Annotated in this window: 14 protein-coding genes and 11 tRNA genes; 19 read left to right on the top strand and 6 right to left on the bottom strand. The window is 42.1% G+C overall.

Annotation, left to right across the window (positions count from 1 at the left end; all coding sequences use genetic code 11):
- Positions 1–7 precede the first annotated feature (7 nt).
- The 3 genes from oadA to QNM18_RS15430 all read left to right on the top strand — a co-directional run bounded on the left by oadA (position 8) and on the right by QNM18_RS15430 (position 3302).
- Positions 8–1795 (top strand): sodium-extruding oxaloacetate decarboxylase subunit alpha, encoded by a 1788-nt coding sequence (gene oadA / locus QNM18_RS15440; protein WP_211013524.1) that lies wholly within the window; start codon positions 8–10, stop codon positions 1793–1795.
- Between the two features lie 11 nt (positions 1796–1806).
- Complete coding sequence (locus QNM18_RS15435) at positions 1807–2937, top strand: sodium ion-translocating decarboxylase subunit beta (protein ID WP_023399617.1); 1131 nt, start codon at positions 1807–1809, stop codon at positions 2935–2937.
- 185 nt (positions 2938–3122) lie between these two features.
- Positions 3123–3302, top strand: coding sequence for a hypothetical protein (locus tag QNM18_RS15430; protein ID WP_211013523.1), 180 nt, complete (start codon positions 3123–3125; stop codon positions 3300–3302).
- Positions 3303–3355: 53 nt separating this feature from the next.
- Here QNM18_RS15430 and QNM18_RS15425 read toward each other — a convergent pair whose 3' ends face one another.
- On the bottom strand, positions 3356–6346 hold the full coding sequence (locus tag QNM18_RS15425; RefSeq protein WP_284137724.1) for a hybrid sensor histidine kinase/response regulator: 2991 nt from the start codon (positions 6344–6346) through the stop codon (positions 3356–3358).
- 253 nt (positions 6347–6599) lie between these two features.
- Between QNM18_RS15425 and QNM18_RS15420 the strand changes: the two genes are divergently transcribed.
- The 12 genes from QNM18_RS15420 to QNM18_RS15365 all read left to right on the top strand — a co-directional run bounded on the left by QNM18_RS15420 (position 6600) and on the right by QNM18_RS15365 (position 9098).
- Positions 6600–6675, top strand: a tRNA-Phe gene (locus QNM18_RS15420).
- A gap of 13 nt (positions 6676–6688) precedes the next feature.
- Positions 6689–6764, top strand: a tRNA-Thr gene (locus tag QNM18_RS15415).
- A gap of 133 nt (positions 6765–6897) precedes the next feature.
- A tRNA-Phe gene (locus QNM18_RS15410) sits at positions 6898–6973 on the top strand.
- Between the two features lie 108 nt (positions 6974–7081).
- Positions 7082–7157: transfer RNA gene (locus QNM18_RS15405), tRNA-Phe, on the top strand.
- Positions 7158–7169: 12 nt separating this feature from the next.
- Positions 7170–7245 (top strand) — tRNA-Thr (locus tag QNM18_RS15400).
- 147 nt (positions 7246–7392) lie between these two features.
- Positions 7393–7468, top strand: a tRNA-Phe gene (locus QNM18_RS15395).
- 12 nt (positions 7469–7480) lie between these two features.
- Positions 7481–7556 (top strand) — tRNA-Thr (locus QNM18_RS15390).
- Between the two features lie 262 nt (positions 7557–7818).
- Positions 7819–7894 (top strand) — tRNA-Phe (locus QNM18_RS15385).
- A 13-nt stretch (positions 7895–7907) separates the two neighbouring features.
- A tRNA-Thr gene (locus QNM18_RS15380) sits at positions 7908–7983 on the top strand.
- A 69-nt stretch (positions 7984–8052) separates the two neighbouring features.
- Positions 8053–8128: transfer RNA gene (locus tag QNM18_RS15375), tRNA-Phe, on the top strand.
- 12 nt (positions 8129–8140) lie between these two features.
- Positions 8141–8216 (top strand) — tRNA-Thr (locus QNM18_RS15370).
- Positions 8217–8657: 441 nt separating this feature from the next.
- On the top strand, positions 8658–9098 hold the full coding sequence (locus tag QNM18_RS15365) for a MarR family winged helix-turn-helix transcriptional regulator (protein ID WP_211012325.1): 441 nt from the start codon (positions 8658–8660) through the stop codon (positions 9096–9098).
- 141 nt (positions 9099–9239) lie between these two features.
- On the opposite strand, the gene QNM18_RS15360 is transcribed toward QNM18_RS15365, so the two are convergent.
- The 3 genes from QNM18_RS15360 to QNM18_RS15350 form a co-directional block, all read right to left on the bottom strand.
- Positions 9240–9608 carry a VOC family protein gene (locus QNM18_RS15360; protein ID WP_284137723.1) on the bottom strand — a complete coding sequence of 123 codons (369 nt, stop codon included), beginning with the start codon at positions 9606–9608 and terminating at the stop codon, positions 9240–9242.
- 39 nt (positions 9609–9647) lie between these two features.
- Complete coding sequence (locus QNM18_RS15355; protein ID WP_284137722.1) at positions 9648–9965, bottom strand: DUF1330 domain-containing protein; 318 nt, start codon at positions 9963–9965, stop codon at positions 9648–9650.
- Positions 9966–10109: 144 nt separating this feature from the next.
- Positions 10110–10976, bottom strand: a complete 867-nt coding sequence (locus tag QNM18_RS15350) for an MBL fold metallo-hydrolase (RefSeq protein ID WP_211012328.1) — start codon at positions 10974–10976, stop codon at positions 10110–10112.
- 405 nt (positions 10977–11381) lie between these two features.
- Between QNM18_RS15350 and QNM18_RS15345 the strand changes: the two genes are divergently transcribed.
- Positions 11382–11645, top strand: coding sequence for a DUF1289 domain-containing protein (locus QNM18_RS15345; RefSeq protein ID WP_211012502.1), 264 nt, complete (start codon positions 11382–11384; stop codon positions 11643–11645).
- Here QNM18_RS15345 and QNM18_RS15340 read toward each other — a convergent pair.
- Positions 11629–12309, bottom strand: coding sequence for a type 2 periplasmic-binding domain-containing protein (locus tag QNM18_RS15340; RefSeq protein WP_284137721.1), 681 nt, complete (start codon positions 12307–12309; stop codon positions 11629–11631). The two genes, QNM18_RS15345 and QNM18_RS15340, sit on opposite strands and share 17 nt — an antisense overlap.
- 158 nt (positions 12310–12467) lie before the next feature.
- Here QNM18_RS15340 and QNM18_RS15335 point away from each other — a divergent pair, with 158 nt between their 5' ends.
- Genes QNM18_RS15335 through QNM18_RS15325 form a run of 3 tightly spaced genes read left to right on the top strand, consistent with a single transcriptional unit; the run spans position 12468 to position 17550 of the window.
- Entirely contained in the window at positions 12468–12671 is a 204-nt protein-coding gene (locus QNM18_RS15335; RefSeq protein WP_023398497.1) for a DUF3283 family protein, read from the top strand.
- Between the two features lie 2 nt (positions 12672–12673).
- A complete protein-coding gene (locus QNM18_RS15330; RefSeq protein WP_284137720.1) occupies positions 12674–13099 on the top strand; it encodes a GNAT family N-acetyltransferase in 426 nt (141 codons plus the stop codon).
- Complete coding sequence (locus tag QNM18_RS15325; RefSeq protein ID WP_284137719.1) at positions 13096–17550, top strand: EAL domain-containing protein; 4455 nt, start codon at positions 13096–13098, stop codon at positions 17548–17550. The genes QNM18_RS15330 and QNM18_RS15325 overlap by 4 nt, the downstream gene beginning before the upstream one ends.
- On the opposite strand, the gene QNM18_RS15320 is transcribed toward QNM18_RS15325, so the two are convergent.
- Positions 17547–18494, bottom strand: a complete 948-nt coding sequence (locus tag QNM18_RS15320) for an ion transporter (RefSeq protein ID WP_211012332.1) — start codon at positions 18492–18494, stop codon at positions 17547–17549. The two genes, QNM18_RS15325 and QNM18_RS15320, sit on opposite strands and share 4 nt — an antisense overlap.
- Between the last annotated feature and the right edge of the window lie 11 nt (positions 18495–18505).

Here is an 18505-nt window from a genome sequence, read left to right as displayed (position 1 = left end):
GTATCTCATGTCAAAACTAAAACTCACAGAATTAGTCCTTAGAGATGCTCATCAATCTTTATTAGCAACGCGTATGCGTCTTGAAGACATGTTACCTATCGCAGAAGAGCTTGATAAGGTTGGCTATTGGTCAGTGGAGTCGTGGGGTGGTGCGACTTTTGATGCGTGTATTCGTTATCTTGGAGAAGATCCCTGGTATCGGATCCGCGCACTTAAAGAGGCAATGCCAAACACGCAACAGCAGATGTTGTTACGTGGTCAGAATCTGCTGGGATACCGCCACTATGCAGACGACGTAGTTGAAAAGTTTGTCACGCGAGCACATCAAAATGGTGTTGATGTGTTTAGAATTTTTGACGCAATGAATGATGTTCGTAACCTTGAAACAGCCATCCGAGCTGCCATTAAAGTTGGGGCGCATGCACAAGGCACTATTTCTTATACGGTTAGCCCAGTGCATAACCTTGAGAGCTGGCTGAAACAGGCAAAGCAATTAGAAGAAATGGGCTGTCACTCAATTTGTATTAAAGATATGGCTGGGTTACTCAACCCATACGATGCTGAAACTTTAATTTCCGAGTTGAAACGCACCGTATCGGTACCAATTGCTATGCAGTGTCATGCGACAACGGGGTTAAGTACAGCAACGTATCAAAAAGCCATTGATGCAGGTATTGATATGTTAGATACCGCTATTTCATCAATGAGCATGACATACGGTCATAGTGCGACGGAGACACTTGTTTCAATTGTGGAAGGCACGAAACGAGATACAGGGTTAGATTTAGGTCAACTTGAGTCGATAGCCTCTTATTTTCGAGACGTACGTAAAAAGTATGCTGCCTTTGAAGGCAGTTTAAAAGGCGTAGATGGCCGCATCCTGTCAGCACAAGTACCAGGTGGTATGTTGACCAATATGGAAAACCAGCTCAAAGAGCAGGGTGCCGCAGATAAATTGGATGAGGTATTGAGTGAAATACCTCATGTACGTAAAGATCTTGGATTCATTCCTTTGGTTACACCAACGTCTCAAATAGTTGGAACGCAAGCTGTGCTTAATGTGTTAACCGGAGAGCGTTATAAAACCATTACCAAAGAAACATCGGGTGTCTTAAAAGGAGAGTATGGTGAGACGCCAGCTCCCGTTGACGAAGAATTACGCGCACGTGTGCTTGATGGCCAAGAGCCAATTACGTGTAGGCCAGCAGATCTTATCGAGCCAGAAATGGACAGCTTAGAGTCTGACTTGTTATCGAAGGCTAAAGAAGATGGGATCGAACTTGCAGAGTCTGTGGTTGATGACGTATTGACTTATGCCTTGTTTCCTCAAATCGGCTTAAAATTCTTAAAAAATAGATATAACCCTGAGGCATTTGAGCCGAATCCAAGCTTAGTGGTCAATACCAGCACCGAAAATGTGGCAAAACAGGCTGCACCTGTTCGCTCAAAACAAGAGAATGAGCGCTATAGCGTCAGAGTAGATGGCAAAGTGTATGATGTGGAAGTATCCGCTGGTGGACAGCTTCAGGAAGTTGCTGTTAAAGACAGTGAGTTAATGCCCCAGTCTGCTTCAGTAAGTTCAGGTGAAACCTTAAACGCCCCTTTGGCAGGTAATATTTTTAAGGTGCACGCAAAGCCTGGTGATGACGTGGTGCAAGGTGATGTGGTTCTGATTATGGAAGCGATGAAAATGGAAACAGAAGTTCGTGCCACATCTAATGGCAAGATTGCTGACATTTTGGTTTCAGAAGGTGACTCGGTCTCAGCTGGTGACGCCATTATCGAGATGGCATAGGAGTTTTTGAGATGGAAGGGTTATTGAATTTGTGGCAAGCAACGGGTGTTGCTAACTTGTCTTTTCCCGCGCTGTCTATGATAGCGGTGGGCTGTGGTTTGCTGTATTTGGCTATTGCCAAGAAGTTTGAACCACTACTACTTGTGCCGATTGGATTTGGCGCTATTTTAACTAATATCCCGGTTGCGGCCTTATCTGAACCCGGCGGATTACTTTACTATGTGTACTATATCGGTATAGACAGTGGGATTTTTCCTCTACTCATTTTTATGGGGGTTGGAGCGTTAACGGATTTTAGTGCACTGATCGCTAATCCTCGCATGTTGTTGCTTGGCGCAGCTGCGCAGTTTGGTATTTTTGCCACCTTATTTGGCGCAATTTTACTGAACTTTATTCCAGGGTTTGAGTTCACTTTACAAGATGCTTCAGCCATCGCGATAATTGGTGGAGCCGATGGTCCAACGGCTATATTTTTGGCCTCCAAGCTGTCGCCTGAATTGCTTGGAGCGATAGCTGTAGCTGCATACTCCTATATGGCTTTGGTGCCAATTATTCAGCCTCCGATTATGAGATGGCTTACCTCTGATGAAGAACGTAGTATTGCTATGCCACAATTAAGGGCCGTTTCGAAAAGAGAGAAAATTCTTTTCCCTTTGATGGTATTGGCATTAACACTACTGTTTTTACCTGCTGCAGCGCCATTAGTGGGGATGTTCTGTTTAGGAAACTTAATGCGTGAATCAGGTGTAGTGGATAGGCTTAGTAACACGGCACAGAATGAGCTTATCAATATAACCACGATTTTCCTTGGTTTGGCTGTAGGCTCAAAATTGGCAGCAGATCAATTCTTAACAGTTGAGACGCTGGGGATCTTAGTGTTGGGTGCGCTGGCATTTAGTATCGGCACTGCATCTGGTGTATACATGGCCAAAATCATGAATCGTGTTTCTTCAAACCCTATCAATCCGTTAGTGGGTGCAGCAGGAGTGTCGGCGGTCCCTATGGCGGCGCGAGTAGTGAACAAAGTTGGCCTCGAGTCAAACCCACATAACTTTCTTCTGATGCATGCTATGGGACCTAATGTAGCAGGAGTGCTTGGCAGTGCAGTTGCTGCAGGGATATTACTTGCGCTGGTGAATTAACAACACTCTCCAACCTTTAGTGGGGCATCCGCCCCACATTTTTCTTTGTTGTTACATCCAGGGCCAATTCTGAAAACTCAATCTTACCTCCACCGTAATCCCACGAAACGGTTTGACTTAACTCTGGTTCAATTTGCAGTGTCCGTGGTATAACTTAGTGAGTTGACAGAAAATTAGGGATTATCGTGTATATAATTGTGATATTGGTATGTTTAGTGGTTGCTTTGGCTGTTTTGATCCCGTTACTTGAAAAGTATCAGGGAAAAATGGGACTGGATAAAGCACAGAAGTATGGTAAGTATATAATTCCTTTAGCGATGTTGGGTGTAGTTGTAAATATTATCCACTCGATGTCACAAGGCTAAATGACACAAAGATAGGCAAAGCCACAATGTGACTTTGCCCGCACTTTTTGTCGTTAGTTTGCAGCTTGTAAGTACTTTTGAATAAACTCAGTTGCCTTCATATAAGACTCTTCTAACTCATCTCGCAATTGGATCAGTTGATCGCTGCTCATTTCCTCTTCTTTACATTTGGCTTCAAATTTCTCTGCAAGTATTGCTACTTGTTCGGCACCAATAGTGCGAGAAATAGACTTAAGCTGGTGACATGCTTCAATGATTTCACTTTGGCTAGATGAAATGACGGCGCCGTTAATATCACGAGCTAATTCACTGCTTTGCTCTAAATACATCCTAAAGAAGCGCAGTCGTTTTGCGCTGTCGTCATTGACGTATTTGTTTAGCTGCTCCATATTAATTGGTGACTCATCCACAGCTTCGTTGTCTGTCTCGACCTCTGAAATAGCCGGAGGTTGATCTTCGACTGTCATTTTCGGATCGCCATTTTCTTGAGTAAAGCTGTGCATATCCACGTTCATGACAGGCTCTTGAGGCGTCACAATACCATCATCTTGGAAATCTGGGGTTGCAGTAATTTCCACTGTATCTTCATCGTCAGACGCGATAGCAGGCTGATTTGCTTGTGTGGCTTTATCAGCAGGTTGCACTGGCGCAGGCTGAGGTGATTGCTCAGAGCGATTTCCAGAAGCGTTTTGCCACTTTTCTAAAGTTGCTTCAAGGACGTTTAACTCAACAGGCTTGGTGATATAGTCGTTCATTCCTGATGCCAAGCAGCGATCACGCTCACCTTTAAGTGCATTGGCTGTAATTGCTATTATATAAGGCTGTGCATTTATATCAGGAGATTGCTCAGCAATATCTCTGATTTTGGTAACCATATCGTAGCCCGACATTTTCGGCATATGCAAGTCAGTTAATACCACAGCGTAATGGCCTTGTTGCCACATCTTCAAGCCTTCTTCGCCGTTTTCTGCTACTTCAACACCATACCCTAATAAGTGCAACTGATCGGTTAGAACTTGCTGGTTTAAGACATTGTCTTCAACTAATAGTACCAACTTGTTTTCAGCTTTAGCGTCTTCCGTATTCAAGTAGCTGTTCATGGTGCGTGATGGTTTTAGTTGTTTAGGTTGATGTAAGCCTACGGCAACTAGAACTGCGGTCATGAAACTTGTTTTACACAGTGGTGCGGCATTGAGATAAAATATGTGGCCGTGATTCAAAGCAGATTCATCCATGGTGCTCAATACAATCACTTGCTGGTTATTGTGTTCGATTGAATACAATAGGTCTCTCAATTGCTGATTGACTTTTTCCATGCCATCGAGCCCATCGAGTACCCACACCACATCCTGTTCATATTGGTGTTCATCAATTTCACTTGGGTCGACAACGATCGCAGAATTTGCGCCCATAAACGACAAGTATCGCGCTAATATTGCGCGGCGATTAGGATTGTGTGTAAAGGTCACCACTTTTCTGCCTGCCAATACACCCTTATTAGCATATTCGACTTTGCCGCTGATGCTAAATGGTAGTTCTACGATAAACTCACTACCCATACCAATGTCGGAATTCACGTTGATTGACCCCAACATCAGTTCCACCAAGCTCTTACAGATAGATAAGCCAAGGCCGGTGCCGCCGTACTCTCTGGTAATTGAGCCTTCAGCTTGAATGAAGGGGTTAAATATTTCCCTCAATTGTGCTTGTGTCATACCTTTACCGTTATCGGTAACTTTAAAGCGCAGTGTGTAGTGCTCAGAGGTATTTTGTGCTACTTCAACAGAGATTTTGACAAAGCCCTGTCTACTTTCATCTGTTGTCGTGAATTTGATTGCGTTGCTACATAAGTTGTACAACACCTGGCGTACGCGCACCGCATCACCCACTAAGTTACTTGGTATATCTGGCGCAATGGCAAGCTGGAGGTCTAATTTACGCTTTTTGGCTACCGAAGAGAGTACACGAGCAACTTCTTCTATTGTCTCTGATACTGAAAACGCACTACTATCTATTTGCAATTTACCAGCTTCAATTTTTGAAAAGTCCAAAATATCATCCAGTATCCCAAGCAAAGAGAAGGCTGAATCACGTATAATAGTGGTAAGGCGATGCTGGGCGCCATCTAGCTCTGTCTGGCGCAACAAGTCAATCGTACCAATTACGCCATTCATCGGAGTACGTATTTCATGGCTCATGGTAGCTAAAAAAGTTGTTTTTGCTTCAGAGGCACGCTCTGCATTCAGGGTTGCTTTTTCAAGTGCTAAGGTACGAGCTTGCACTTCTGTTTCTAAACTGGTTTGCAGCTGCCTCAACTCGTTTTGAGAAGCTTTGTTGCCTTTAATAATATCGCGGATCTGATTGATTAATGCGTTTATTCCTATGGCTGTGCCAGATAAGCCAAAACTGAGTTGCTCTGTAACATGTACATCGTAATCTTTTTTACTTATGAGGTGTTCGAGTTCAGAATTTAGCAATTTCAATTCTTTAGCAAGTTTGCCGACGATTTGTTTCTTCAAAAACAGTGCAAAGCCAATCGTTAGTATCAATGCTACGACAATTAAGACGTAACTAAGCGGATTAGATGTTGGGACCTCAACTTTTGGTTCGCTATACACCAATACTAGCTCACCGACTGGAATGTCGTCTAAAGTAAGAGGTTGATGTACGATAACCTGCCCATCAATGGTGAGTTTAGTGCGTTGCTTAATTGGTGCAACAGGGGTGTCGTTAGATTGGAAAACTAAACTTGGTTTTCCCATTCCGCTGTCAGCATATAGATAAGCATCAATATTAGGATTACCTGCTTTGACCGATGTAAGCATTTGTTTGGCGTAGTTGTAGCCAAGCTTCATCATAGTGTTGCTTAGTGGTGCAGCTAGGTCTTGTGCTTGTAGAGCAAGATCTGGTTGGCTGTGTACTACTGTATTTGTTTGCTTCGGCCAAAGATAGGCCCCGAATGAAGCAATACTAGTAATTATTAAGGTGATAAAAACAAACAGGGGCACGAAACCTTTGATCTGTGCTTGTGAAGATTTTTCCATTGAAATAGTCCGAACAAGTAACTTTCAAATCGAGCGTTATAATAACTTCACATCCTAACACCTATAATGGATGATTTCTCTACGTTTTTACTTCTTTATTATTGCGATGTGATTATTCTAACATTGGATTTAAGTATAAAAATCAGCCTTTAGTAGCCCATTTTTGTTGATTTTGCATGAATTGTGCGCAAACAAATTATATTGCAAAAAAATAGTTGACTTGAAAGGGTAAAACCCGTTTAATACGCCGCACGCCCAGATAGCTCAGTCGGTAGAGCAGAGGATTGAAAATCCTCGTGTCGGTGGTTCGATTCCGCCTCTGGGCACCATTTTTAAAGGTGCGCCGACTTAGCTCAGTTGGTAGAGCAACTGACTTGTAATCAGTAGGTCATCCGTTCGACTCGGATAGTCGGCACCATTTAGTAAAAGTGGAAGTTTATTGAATCAAAGAGTTCAATAGACAAACTTGTGTCAAGATAGCTCATACGTTAGAGCTGTTAGGCGTTGTATTGAAGATCCTTAGTGAGTTTTAATACACACGAAACTTATTTGCCCAGATAGCTCAGTCGGTAGAGCAGAGGATTGAAAATCCTCGTGTCGGTGGTTCGATTCCGCCTCTGGGCACCATCTTTTGAAGATGTAAAACAAAGAATTTAAAAAAATCAGCTAGTTAAAAAGCTTTTTTGAATTGTATTGAAAATACTAAATGATTTTTAATACAAAAATAGTTTATTTGCCCAGATAGCTCAGTCGGTAGAGCAGAGGATTGAAAATCCTCGTGTCGGTGGTTCGATTCCGCCTCTGGGCACCATTGTTTTAGTGTGCCGACTTAGCTCAGTTGGTAGAGCAACTGACTTGTAATCAGTAGGTCATCCGTTCGACTCGGATAGTCGGCACCATTCATACAATATGAAGAGAAAAAACGCTTCTAAATAGTACTTATTATAGTGCTTTACGTTTTTTGTAAGCGTTTTAGCCAGGTAGCTCCTTCAACAGAGCCGTTTGGAACTGTGTTGAAAATTTTCAATACACAAGAAGATTTATTTGCCCAGATAGCTCAGTCGGTAGAGCAGAGGATTGAAAATCCTCGTGTCGGTGGTTCGATTCCGCCTCTGGGCACCATTATTTTAGTGTGCCGACTTAGCTCAGTTGGTAGAGCAACTGACTTGTAATCAGTAGGTCATCCGTTCGACTCGGATAGTCGGCACCATTTCTTCATATTGACATTGCAGATAGTTTACATTAGTAAGCCATCTGGAACTGTATTGAAAATCCTTATTGAGTTTCAATACACAAGAAGATTTAATTTTCCAGATAGCTCATTCGGTAGAGCAATTTGGAATTGTATTGAAAGCCCTTAGCGAGCTTAAATACACAAGAATATTTAATTTTCCAGATAGTTCATTCGGTAGAGCCATTTGGAATTGTATTGAAAATCCTTAGTGAGTTTCAATAAACAAGAAGATTTATTTGCCCAGATAGCTCAGTCGGTAGAGCAGAGGATTGAAAATCCTCGTGTCGGTGGTTCGATTCCGCCTCTGGGCACCATTTTTAAAGGTGCGCCGACTTAGCTCAGTTGGTAGAGCAACTGACTTGTAATCAGTAGGTCATCCGTTCGACTCGGATAGTCGGCACCATTTCTTCATAGTAGTATTGCAGATGGTTTGCATTAGTAAGCCGTTTGGAATCGTATTGAAAATCTATTTGCCCAGATAGCTCAGTCGGTAGAGCAGAGGATTGAAAATCCTCGTGTCGGTGGTTCGATTCCGCCTCTGGGCACCATTCTTTTTGAGTGCCGACTTAGCTCAGTTGGTAGAGCAACTGACTTGTAATCAGTAGGTCATCCGTTCGACTCGGATAGTCGGCACCATCTTCTTTACCACATCAATTTAACTCATTTTAAAGATAATTCTGCCGTAATATATCTTGCTGCAAGATGGTTTTTAACCCTCAGATAAGTAAGCTCTTTAGGCTGTAAATGGTCGTTTTCCTAAATGGATACAGCTCTGCTATTCGGTTAAAAATCAAGGTGTCGTTGATTAAAGTTAGATTATCCTTTTTTATGGTAACGATCGAAAAATATAATCAAATTAAATAAATAGTACATCTCTATGCCATTTGTTAGGATGAACTGCAGCGGACAGAACTCACCTTCTAGGGGCGTCTGTTAGTAAAACATTCACTCATTTGTTGTACAAAACTGCTATGTATATTCACCATGTGAAAGGTGCTTAATGGACAATCTTAGAGCGGACCTAATATCATGAAATTTCAGTTTAGAATTGAAAGCCAATAGTTAAAAGTAAAGTCTATGTCGATAAAGCCAGAAGAATATGTAGTTGATGCATGGATAGCATTACTGCGAGCGAAAGAACATTCCCTCAATTTTGTAGAAAAGTCTTTTAAGGAAAACGGTTTACCACCATTTTTTTGGTACGATGTCTTGTGGGAGTTGGATAAAGCAGGTGAAAAAGGGCTCAGACCCTTTGAGATTGAGCAAGGGATGTTGTTGCCTCAATATGGCCTATCTCGGCTTTTGGCTAGAATGGAAAAAGCTGATTATGTTGAAAGAGTGCCATCACCAAATGATGGTCGTGGTCATCAGGTTATTATCACAAAGCTAGGTAAAGAGGTTCGTCAAGATATGTGGAAAGTGTATGCCAAAGGCATTCAGTCTACAATCGGTGAAAACTTTAATGAAGATGAGTGCAGAACAATCCAAACGCTCTTAACTCGGCTTTATCGCCGATAAGGTCCATTGTGTGTCACTGTTGTTTGAGTTAGCTAATTTGACGTATTATAAAGAAAATTCGCATGCTCAATTACAAGTAATCAATGACACAACAGAGGGTATATTGTTGCGCCATTTAAGCTAGTTTAGCGTCACTCTATGCTATACCACACAGGAAAAGTTAAGTTTGTTGCCATCTAGGTCACGGAAGTACGCGCCATAGAAGTGCTCTCCTCTGGGCCCTGGGGATCCTTCATCGGTTGCCCCTAACTCTAACGCTTTTGTATGCAACATATCTACTTGCTGAGGGGTTTCAACCGCGAGTGCGATCATGACGCCGTTTCCAATAGTTGCGCTTTTACCGTCAAAGGGTTTGGTTATGGACAGCTTTGGTTGTTGTGGATCTATTGACCAAGAAATAAAGGTCTCAAACTCCATAAACCTTGTCGCGCCAATCTTCTCCAGTAATTCATCATAAAACTTGGCGCCTTTTTGCAAGTCGTTTGTGCCGAGTGTTACATATCCAATCATGTCTTTAACCTCAATTTAGAATTTATCATTTGTAACCAATTAGTTGTTTGAAAAACCAATAGTAAAATTTGGTTTGAGAATTGCGGTGCGCATTTCAATGATCTCTTGATATTCAGTGCAATGCCAAAAGTCTTCGAGATGTTGGCGGGTGGGAAATTGGATCATGCTCAGTCCAGTTTCTGTGGGCCAGTTACCCTCGAAAGTAGAGATGCTAGAAGCGTTTACTCCCGCAATGATCAGCTCGCCTCCAAACTTTTTTAAAATCACATCTGCTACTCGAGCATATGTGCCAAACCCTTTCATGTTTTCTGACTGACTAAAACTGAACAGTAGGTAAGCTGATTTATTATTTAACATCGGAGTGTCCTCATTTTTAGAAAATGTGCCGTTCTCAGAGGTCAACCTGAAAAACGAGTACCACTGAAGGTGATGCCATTCAGAGCTAAGTGAACAAGCATCATTGACAAATAGAGCAAGGCCAATTTCGTGCTGATATATGCTCTATCCACCATGGAAAATTGAATACACCATTCGCTCGACATGTTGTGGAAGGTCACTGTAGTTTCCCAGATCTCTGTATTTTGGAAGCTTCACTTGCTTTGGCAGGGATTTAGCTAAGCTCATAGTTGCGTCAGCACTTTTTTTCATCGCCTCTTGTAAGGCTGGCTCAACTGCATTAAATAGGTCGTTGTAAAAATCAGCAGCTATTTGCAGGTGTTTGGGATCCAAGTTTTTTGAATGTGCTGTAATTGCGTATTTAGGACCAAAGGAAACCAATGCGTTAAGCAGCTTTCGGCTGCCCAAATAATTAGTATCTGCGATGAATGCTCCTTGGGTAATTGCACCAACTTCATACAAGTCAGCCGAATAAACAACCTGCTCATTTGGTAAGTGTACTGCGATCATGCCTACGCCATCAGCGGCCCCAAAGTGTAATAGGTTGATGGTTGTTTTCCCTACCACCAGCTTGGTGTTATCGCCAACATAATGGTGCACTGTTTTGGGGGCTTGCCCTGTTACATCTAAGCGAAAAATTGAGTTCGCAGCCTGATGTGCGTAAATTTCAGCATTGGGAAAGACTTCAGTACCGCCAACGTGATCATAATGCTCGTGTGACAGTACTATTTTTGTTACTGGCAATGAAGTTAACTTTGAGATAGTCGACTTGAGCAAGGTCGCACGCTGCGTATTTGCAGGATCTGTAATTAGTACTCCCTTATCGCCTATTACAATTAGCGACTGGTAATGGAGCAGAAAAGCTGAATAAACGTTTTCTGATAACTTTTGAACGTTCGCTTGCTGTGCAGATATCTGCGAACCATAAGACAAAGTAAACAGAACAAACGCAATTTGAGCTATGTATTTCATGATAAACCCTCGGAAAATTGCATCTAAACCAGCTATATTGCGCAAGTAGATGCAAGTGCATGTAAGTCTGGAATGTACATGCAAGTGCATCTACTTGCAAGTGGAAATGAAAATAGATAAGCATCAGGTGTCGCTTAAACTCAAGTTAAGTGTCGGTAAATATATGTTTTAGAGCAAAAAAATCGGAGACGGCATGGAGCTAAATTCTTTTTTTAAAATGGTGCTGAGGCTTACTCTGAGTCCGGTATGGCTTGTTTTACATAGCAAGAAATCTTTTAAAGTGCTTCTGAACGCAGCCTTAGGTGGTTTACGAAAATTCAACTAGTATTTTATTAAGTGTTCGAGTTAGGTAGTATCAGATCATTGTGGGCGTTAAATGCACAGGATTGATCTTTGACCCTTAGTATGGAACAAATTGAGATATTCACGATCCCTAGTCCGTGTAAGGGGATCTGTGAAGTTAATAATCGCGGTTACTGTAAAGGGTGCTTTCGCAGCCGGGAAGAGCGTTTTTGCTGGAACCAGATGACAGAGCATCAAAAAAGAATGGTTGTGGATTTATGCCAGCGGCGCAAAAAGCGTATTATGGCAAAGAAGCAAGCTCAGCAGCCTGATAATGCGACTGAGTCACAGGATAAGCAAGACGATTTATTTAAATTCGATATTTAGCCTTGAGCACTGCAATAACCCCCTTTTTCTCTAGTTTTTCTAATGTACTTTTTAATTTGGGGATCAGCGCTTTGTGTTTTTGATGAAGGTAGTGGAAGCTATCTATGGTCATAAGGTCATCAATTTTAAGCGTATCAATATCCATATATGGCAAGTGTTCTCTTAGATGAAAGTCAACAATGAGTGCGCCTTGTACTTTTTTTTGCATCAGTAAGTTGAGCTGAGCCGCACTGCTTTTTACTTCAATGAGTTCGCCTTTATAGCTTTGTTCCATCATATATTGATAAACAACTAAGTAGCCACTTTGTACCACCATAGATTCGATCTGATTAAATGAGCAAGTTGTGCAATGGCTTATTAGCTGTAGGTTGAAGGAGTAAAGGGGAAAGTCGACGTAAAGTAAGTTGGCATAGCTATCAGTTACACCAGCGATCCGGCCAAGTTGTCCATCCAGCTCACCTTCGTTGGCAGCAATCAACGCACTTTGTCTGTCAAAATCAATTAATTCAAGTTTATGGCCTATGTCTTTATATGCCAAACTCAATAGCTCTATAACGTAGCGAGCTTGCGGGGTATCTGCAGGACGATTGAAGTAAAGTGTTTGTGCGTGAGACAAAGAGCATTGCGATAATAAAAGTATCCATAATATTTTGATATTTCCCACATATTTCCCCTAAAATGCAGTTTTCATTGAGCGTCTTGCTTCGGTCTAAAAGGTTGAATTGATTACCCTGCAATAATTAACTTTGTAATTCAAGACTGCCGCTGTCTAGTACATATATGATACACTGTTTTTATAGTTTTCAATAATTGTACAGTACGATGTCATATAACCTGTGTAACCTCTCCCGAGCCGAAAAGTATCAAGTTCAACTGGAATATGAAGCGTCTTTTTGGGCGTATCAGATTAAACGCGGCAAAAATACGCGAGAAGCAATTTATGATGCTATCAATAGTCGCCCTTTATCGGAACGTGACACACTAAAGGCGAAATTTGAGCAATACTTGGGACTTATGTTAGTTTAGTTATGCAGTTGAGTTGTTATCGTTTGCCTGAAATCCAAACACCATTGGTTAATAAGTTTTATCAGGCTAACAGAGTACGAGGAAGGGCAACCAAACAAGATACGGTATGGGTTACTAAATCATCAGAGTTGATTGCAGCTTGTAGAGTTCAAAATGTTGAACAATATGCTTTTTTGTCAACCGTTTTTGTTGCTACAGCATATCGAGGACAAGGGGTTGCGAAGCGGTTGCTGCTCTGTGCCATTGAGTCGCAAGAATGTGTTTACACATTTGCTTATCGCACTATTGCACCTTTGTACTCACAACTCAATTTTGTTGAAATTGATCAACTGACTTTACCTACAGTCTTGCGGGAAAAGTTTGTGAATTACACGAATCAAGGCAGAGAAATTATCGCAATGTGTTTTCAAAGGACTGTTCACACATGAAGTATATCGTCACTTTTTTGATATTCATTTTTAGCGCGGTATGCAACGCGCAAGTATCTCGTATCTCCCCGGCTGAAGGTTTGTCACAAAGCTATGTTAATACGCTGCTCTTTGATAAAAAAGGCTATTTATGGCTATCTACTGAAGGGGGCTTGAATCGCTATGATGGTTATCAGGTGCTTGAGGTCATGGGCCCAAATAAAGCCCTTGATAAAATGCAAATTGACCGGATTTATCAAGACCCAACAGGAAAAATATGGATAGCCTCGGGCCGAGCTGGATTGTTTAGCTATCACCCGGAAAAAGACCATTATAGACAGTATATAAAAGCGCCTGCGTCCGAACTTGACTACATCCAAAATAGTGTTTTTCAAATGCTTGAGAAAGGCCCCAATGAATTATGGCTGGGGCGCACTAAGAATGTATCAGTATTGAACAAAGAAACGGGAGAGATCACCGAAGTTATTCCTATTCCAGGTATGACAGAGCGTAGTCTTGTGCGCGGGTTGTTGCAGTTTGAAGATATTTTGTATATTGCAACGACCGAACGATTATTTGCCTACCATATTCCAAGTGCTAGGCTTAAGCCGTTAACACATATCGATGACCCAGAGCACCCATTTCAGCTCAACACCAAATCACTGTTATTGCTTGATGACTCAACCTTGCTTGTCGGCGCTGTTCTTGGTTTATACGAACTGGATATCGGTGAACTACAAAGAGACTTTGAGGCAACCCCAGCATATAAAACTGTGCTAGAAGAATTTAATATTTGGCACATGTTAAAGCAGCAAGCATACCTATTGCTTGGTACAGACAAAGGGTTAATGCGCTTTGACCCACAAACAGGCCTTATTGAACCGGATAAACGCCTGACACAAAGTCGATTTTCGATTTCAGATAGCAGCATTATTCATTTAAATGAAGATCAAAACGGTGGAATTTGGGCCGCTACGCGCACTGACGGCGCATTTTATATACCACCAGATAATCATATTTTTGATAACGTACAAAATGATTCGATTTATGGCGAGCTTTCTCATGGTGCTGTGTGGGGAATAGTTGAGTTTCAAGGATATATTTGGGCTGCGACAAGAGATGGTTTAACGCGATATGACCCACAAACACGTGAAGCAACGCCACTCCTTCAAGGTTATATGGGCGAGAGCTTTTTACCCGAATTCTCTATATTTGAACTATTCCCATACCAAGATAAATTGTGGCTTATCAGTAATCGTGGCCTGTTTGTTTTTGATCCCAAAACAGAGATTGTTGCTCGTCCTAGTGCACAAAACCCAGAGTCAACGGAAGTCTTGGCAGGGTTTGTTAAAGGTGCTGTGTTAGTTGAGCCCGGGTTACTTTATTTTGTAGACGGAAACTCAGGCTTTTACTTGTTCAATATGAACAACGGTATTTTGGAGCCTTTGGGGTCAAGCTTTGCTCAGTTTGATCCTTTCTTAAGCTATGGTTTTTTCGAACCCCTTTCAAGCCATCCATCTGAGCCCGTCTTTTATAGTGAGGGCCGCTTATTTAGGTACAATCATACACGGCAAAAGCTGACTCAGATTTATCAAGTACCAAAAGCGCATAAACAGTCGGCTGTAGACTTGCTCAGTTATACCATCGATAAAAATAATGTGCTTTGGCTATCGTTTGCTACGCATGGGTTGGTTCGATTGACTGCTGATGGGTATAAACCACTGCCACTGCCTGCTGATTCACTTTCGGTAACCAATTTCATCCTATATGAAATGCAGCAGGATAAAGCCGGTATGATCTGGATGTCTTCTCATCAAGGGATATGGCGTTTAGACCCCGATAATTTTCACCTTCAAGGGTTTACCATAAATGATGGTTTGATGAGCAATGAATTTAATAGTGGCTCATCGGCAAAATTGGCGAATGGTCATATTGCATATGGCTCCTTGCAAGGGATCACGATATTCGACCCTGAAGTTAATCGTCCTAATCGGCCTCTTTTGACACGTGTAAATATTACCAATGTCGATTTAATGTCCCGAGATCTCAAGCCCGCAGGATTAAAATCGTTTTCTTCTATTGATTTGAACCACGATGATATTGGGTTGGAGGTGTCATTTTCAGCAATGGCTTTTACAGCGCAAGAACGCATTGTTTATGAATACCAACTTTCAGGCGAACAAAGAATCTTAAGTCGCAATAGTAATCGTGTTGTATTCCCAAAGCTAAACCCCGGCTCATACCGTCTCAAAGTATGGGCTAAAGATCCCCTAACAGGTGATTATACTCAGCCAGCGGAGCTTAATATTCGCGTTAAATATCCAATTTGGCGCTCACCAGTGGCGCTTGCCTGTTATCTAATATTAGCCAGTGGCCTATTTGCTCTTTGGGTGCATAGGAAAAATAGAGTCGCGCAACTATTAATGGAAGCCCATAAAGAGACCAGAAATAGTGAAACACGTCTTAAAATGGCGTTGGAAGGCAGTAACTCAGGTGTGTGGGATTGGCAATCTGGGTCAAATTTGGTCTACCAGCCAAGGTTAGTAAATGAACTTGGATACAAAAATGACTACATTAATCTAGATGACTATTTGGAGCTTATTCACCCACAAGATCGCGCGCTTTTTCGAATCGAGTGGCTAGAATTTGTCTCGACCGCAAAGGGGTATATTGATTGCACATACCGCCTAAGAAATCGCGTAGGACAATGGCGCTGGTACAAAGACTACGGCAAAGTTATGGCGTGGCGAGAGGCGGTACCTATGCGTGTAGCTGGTACATACACAAACTTAACTCGTGAACGTGTATTTGAAGAGCGAGCAGCACTCTTTGGCGAGGCTTTTGAGCAAACCCGTGACTGGGTTATGATTTTCGATAAGCGTTTTCGTATATTGGCATGTAACAAAGCGCTTCAGGATGCGTTCTCCGTTGAAGCCAACCCATTATCCAGTACCAGTGTGAGTCTAGGTTTAGAGCGTCATGTTAGGATGCATTATCTGCGCACCATGAGTAAGTTGTCTGAAGAGGAATATCATAGCGCTGAAGAGGTTTTGCGTTTGCCGAGCGGTGAGGTTAGGCATGTGCTGGTAAAGATCACCTCAACATTGGGGCAAAACTATATTATTGTCCTCACCGACATCAGCAAGCAAAAACGCACAGAGAAAGAGCTTTACCAATTAGCCAATTACGATGCACTGACTAAACTGCCCAACAAAGTGTTGTTTATGGACAGAGTGCAACATGGGATAGAGCAAATTGGAGGAACGGAACACTCATTAGCAATATTGGCAATAAAATTTGGTAAGTTGCAACGTTTGGCTGATACATTTGGTGAGGATTTTGTATTAGCTATTATTCAACAGGCCGCGACAACACTGCAATGTTGCTTTAGAGAAGTTGACAGTTTAGCAATTGGCCAAGAAAAAGACTTTTATATCTTGATGGAACACTTGGACTCAGTTGATGCTGTGACTCAGTACGTACATTGCTTGATGGCTCGGTTTGAAGAGGGAATACGAGTGCATGAACAGCAAGTAGAGATAGATGTATTTGTCGGAATTGCATTATTTCCCAATGACGCATCAGATGCTTTTGAGCTCAATCAGGCAGCAGAAATTGCGTTAAGCCATGCTAAAAAGAGTCCGAATAGCCACTTTCAATATTATCACCAAGATATCAATCAACAAGCAAAGCGGCATATTGAAATCGAACGATGTTTAAACGCAATCCATAAAGATGAATTGCTGTGCAATTATTATCAGCCGATACTCAATGCGACTCGAGGTCATATCGAAGGTTTTGAAGTGTTGTTGCACTGGCCTGACGATAACAGAGTGAGTGCACAAGAATTCTCGGCAGCTGCTGAGAAAACAGGATTGGGTATAGATTTGATATTGCAGACGATAGAACGCGCTTTGATAGAACTAAAAGTGTGGCATTTAACTTGGCCAGATCTTTACATATCAGTCAACTTATCGGCGCAGGCTTTGCATTATGAAGGTTTGGTTCACCATGTGCAGCATGCGCTTGAGAAAACCAATTTGCCTGCGAGTTGTTTGGTGTTCGAAATCTCCGAATCGGTAATGATGGAAAATGTCGCCGACTCCATAGAGCGTATGCACTTGCTCAAAACACTTGGTTGCCGTTTATACATGGACGATTTTGGTACAGGGTACTCATCTTTGATGTATCTTACCCAATTTCCGGTAAGTACCTTGAAGATTGATGGTGGATTTATCGTCGATATTGGTAAAAACAAGGACCACGAAAGCATTATTCACTCCACTTTGTCTCTTGCGCACAGCTTGGGTAAATACTGTGTTGCGCAAGATGTAGAAAACATAGAGCAATTAAAGTTTCTGCGCATGCTAGGCTGCGAACGTTTTCAAGGGTTTTTATTTAGCCCACCTTTACCTGGCGATATGATCGCGCATTTGATGGAGAATACTTGGCAAGAAATGTTTGATAGCTAGAGCTTTTCTCCACAATGTCTGCAATAAAGGCTGTGGGAGCGTTCAGAGGTCATCAATTTAATCGCTTGGTGAGCCTCTGTTGCGCTGAGGCCCAATTCCACTCTTAGGGCTTCGAGGTGCTCAGCTTCTGTATCATCGAGCTTTCCGTCGACCAAGGCGTGTAATACGGCTTCATGAAATGCGTCCCGGCGCTTGCGTAGCTGGTCTGCAAAACTAGATGCGAGCAGCCCGGTTGGGATCGCAACCATGCCCATACTGAGCAAGGTTATCACTCCGCCAAAAAATCGTCCAAGTGGCGTAATGGGCACGACATCCCCATAACCAACGGTGGTCAACGTTGCCATAGCCCACCACATGGCAGCAGGAATTGATCCAAATTTGTCAGGTTGGACATCATGCTCGATTAAGTAAATACCGCACGACGCGACGATTAACACCAAAGACATAATAAAAAATGCTGCCATGAGTGAGCTGGCTTCTTCCTTAAATGCAGCTAAAAGTAATTGCATGGCACGTGAGTAGCGGGTGAGTTTAAAAATGCGCATTAATCGTACAACACGTAAGAATCGCAAATCGAAAGTGAAAAATACCATGAGCAAAGTTGGTAAGATGGCGACTAAGTCAATGACGGCCAAAGGAGAGCGAATATAGCGCAAGCGAATTATAAAGTGGCTTTTTGTGTCATCTTTGAAGTTGAGTTTATCAACACAGCACCACAGTCGAAGCAAATACTCAACACAAAAAATACCCACGGAAATGACCTCAATATAAAAAAACGTGAGGTAATACTGCGCGGCGAGTTCAGGCACTGATTCAAGAACGATAGCGACCACATTAAAAATAATGAGTGCGATTAAAAATATATCTAAGCTGTGGGCTATTTTCCGATATTTTCCACTGCCTTCTAGTATTGCCGCCGTTTTTTGTCTCAGTGTTAAACTCATGTCTTGCAATC

The sequence above is a fragment of the Pseudoalteromonas obscura genome, from assembly GCF_030135505.1.
GTDB classification, from domain to species: domain Bacteria; phylum Pseudomonadota; class Gammaproteobacteria; order Enterobacterales; family Alteromonadaceae; genus Pseudoalteromonas; species Pseudoalteromonas obscura.
This window is presented reverse-complemented; position numbering and strand designations above follow the sequence as displayed.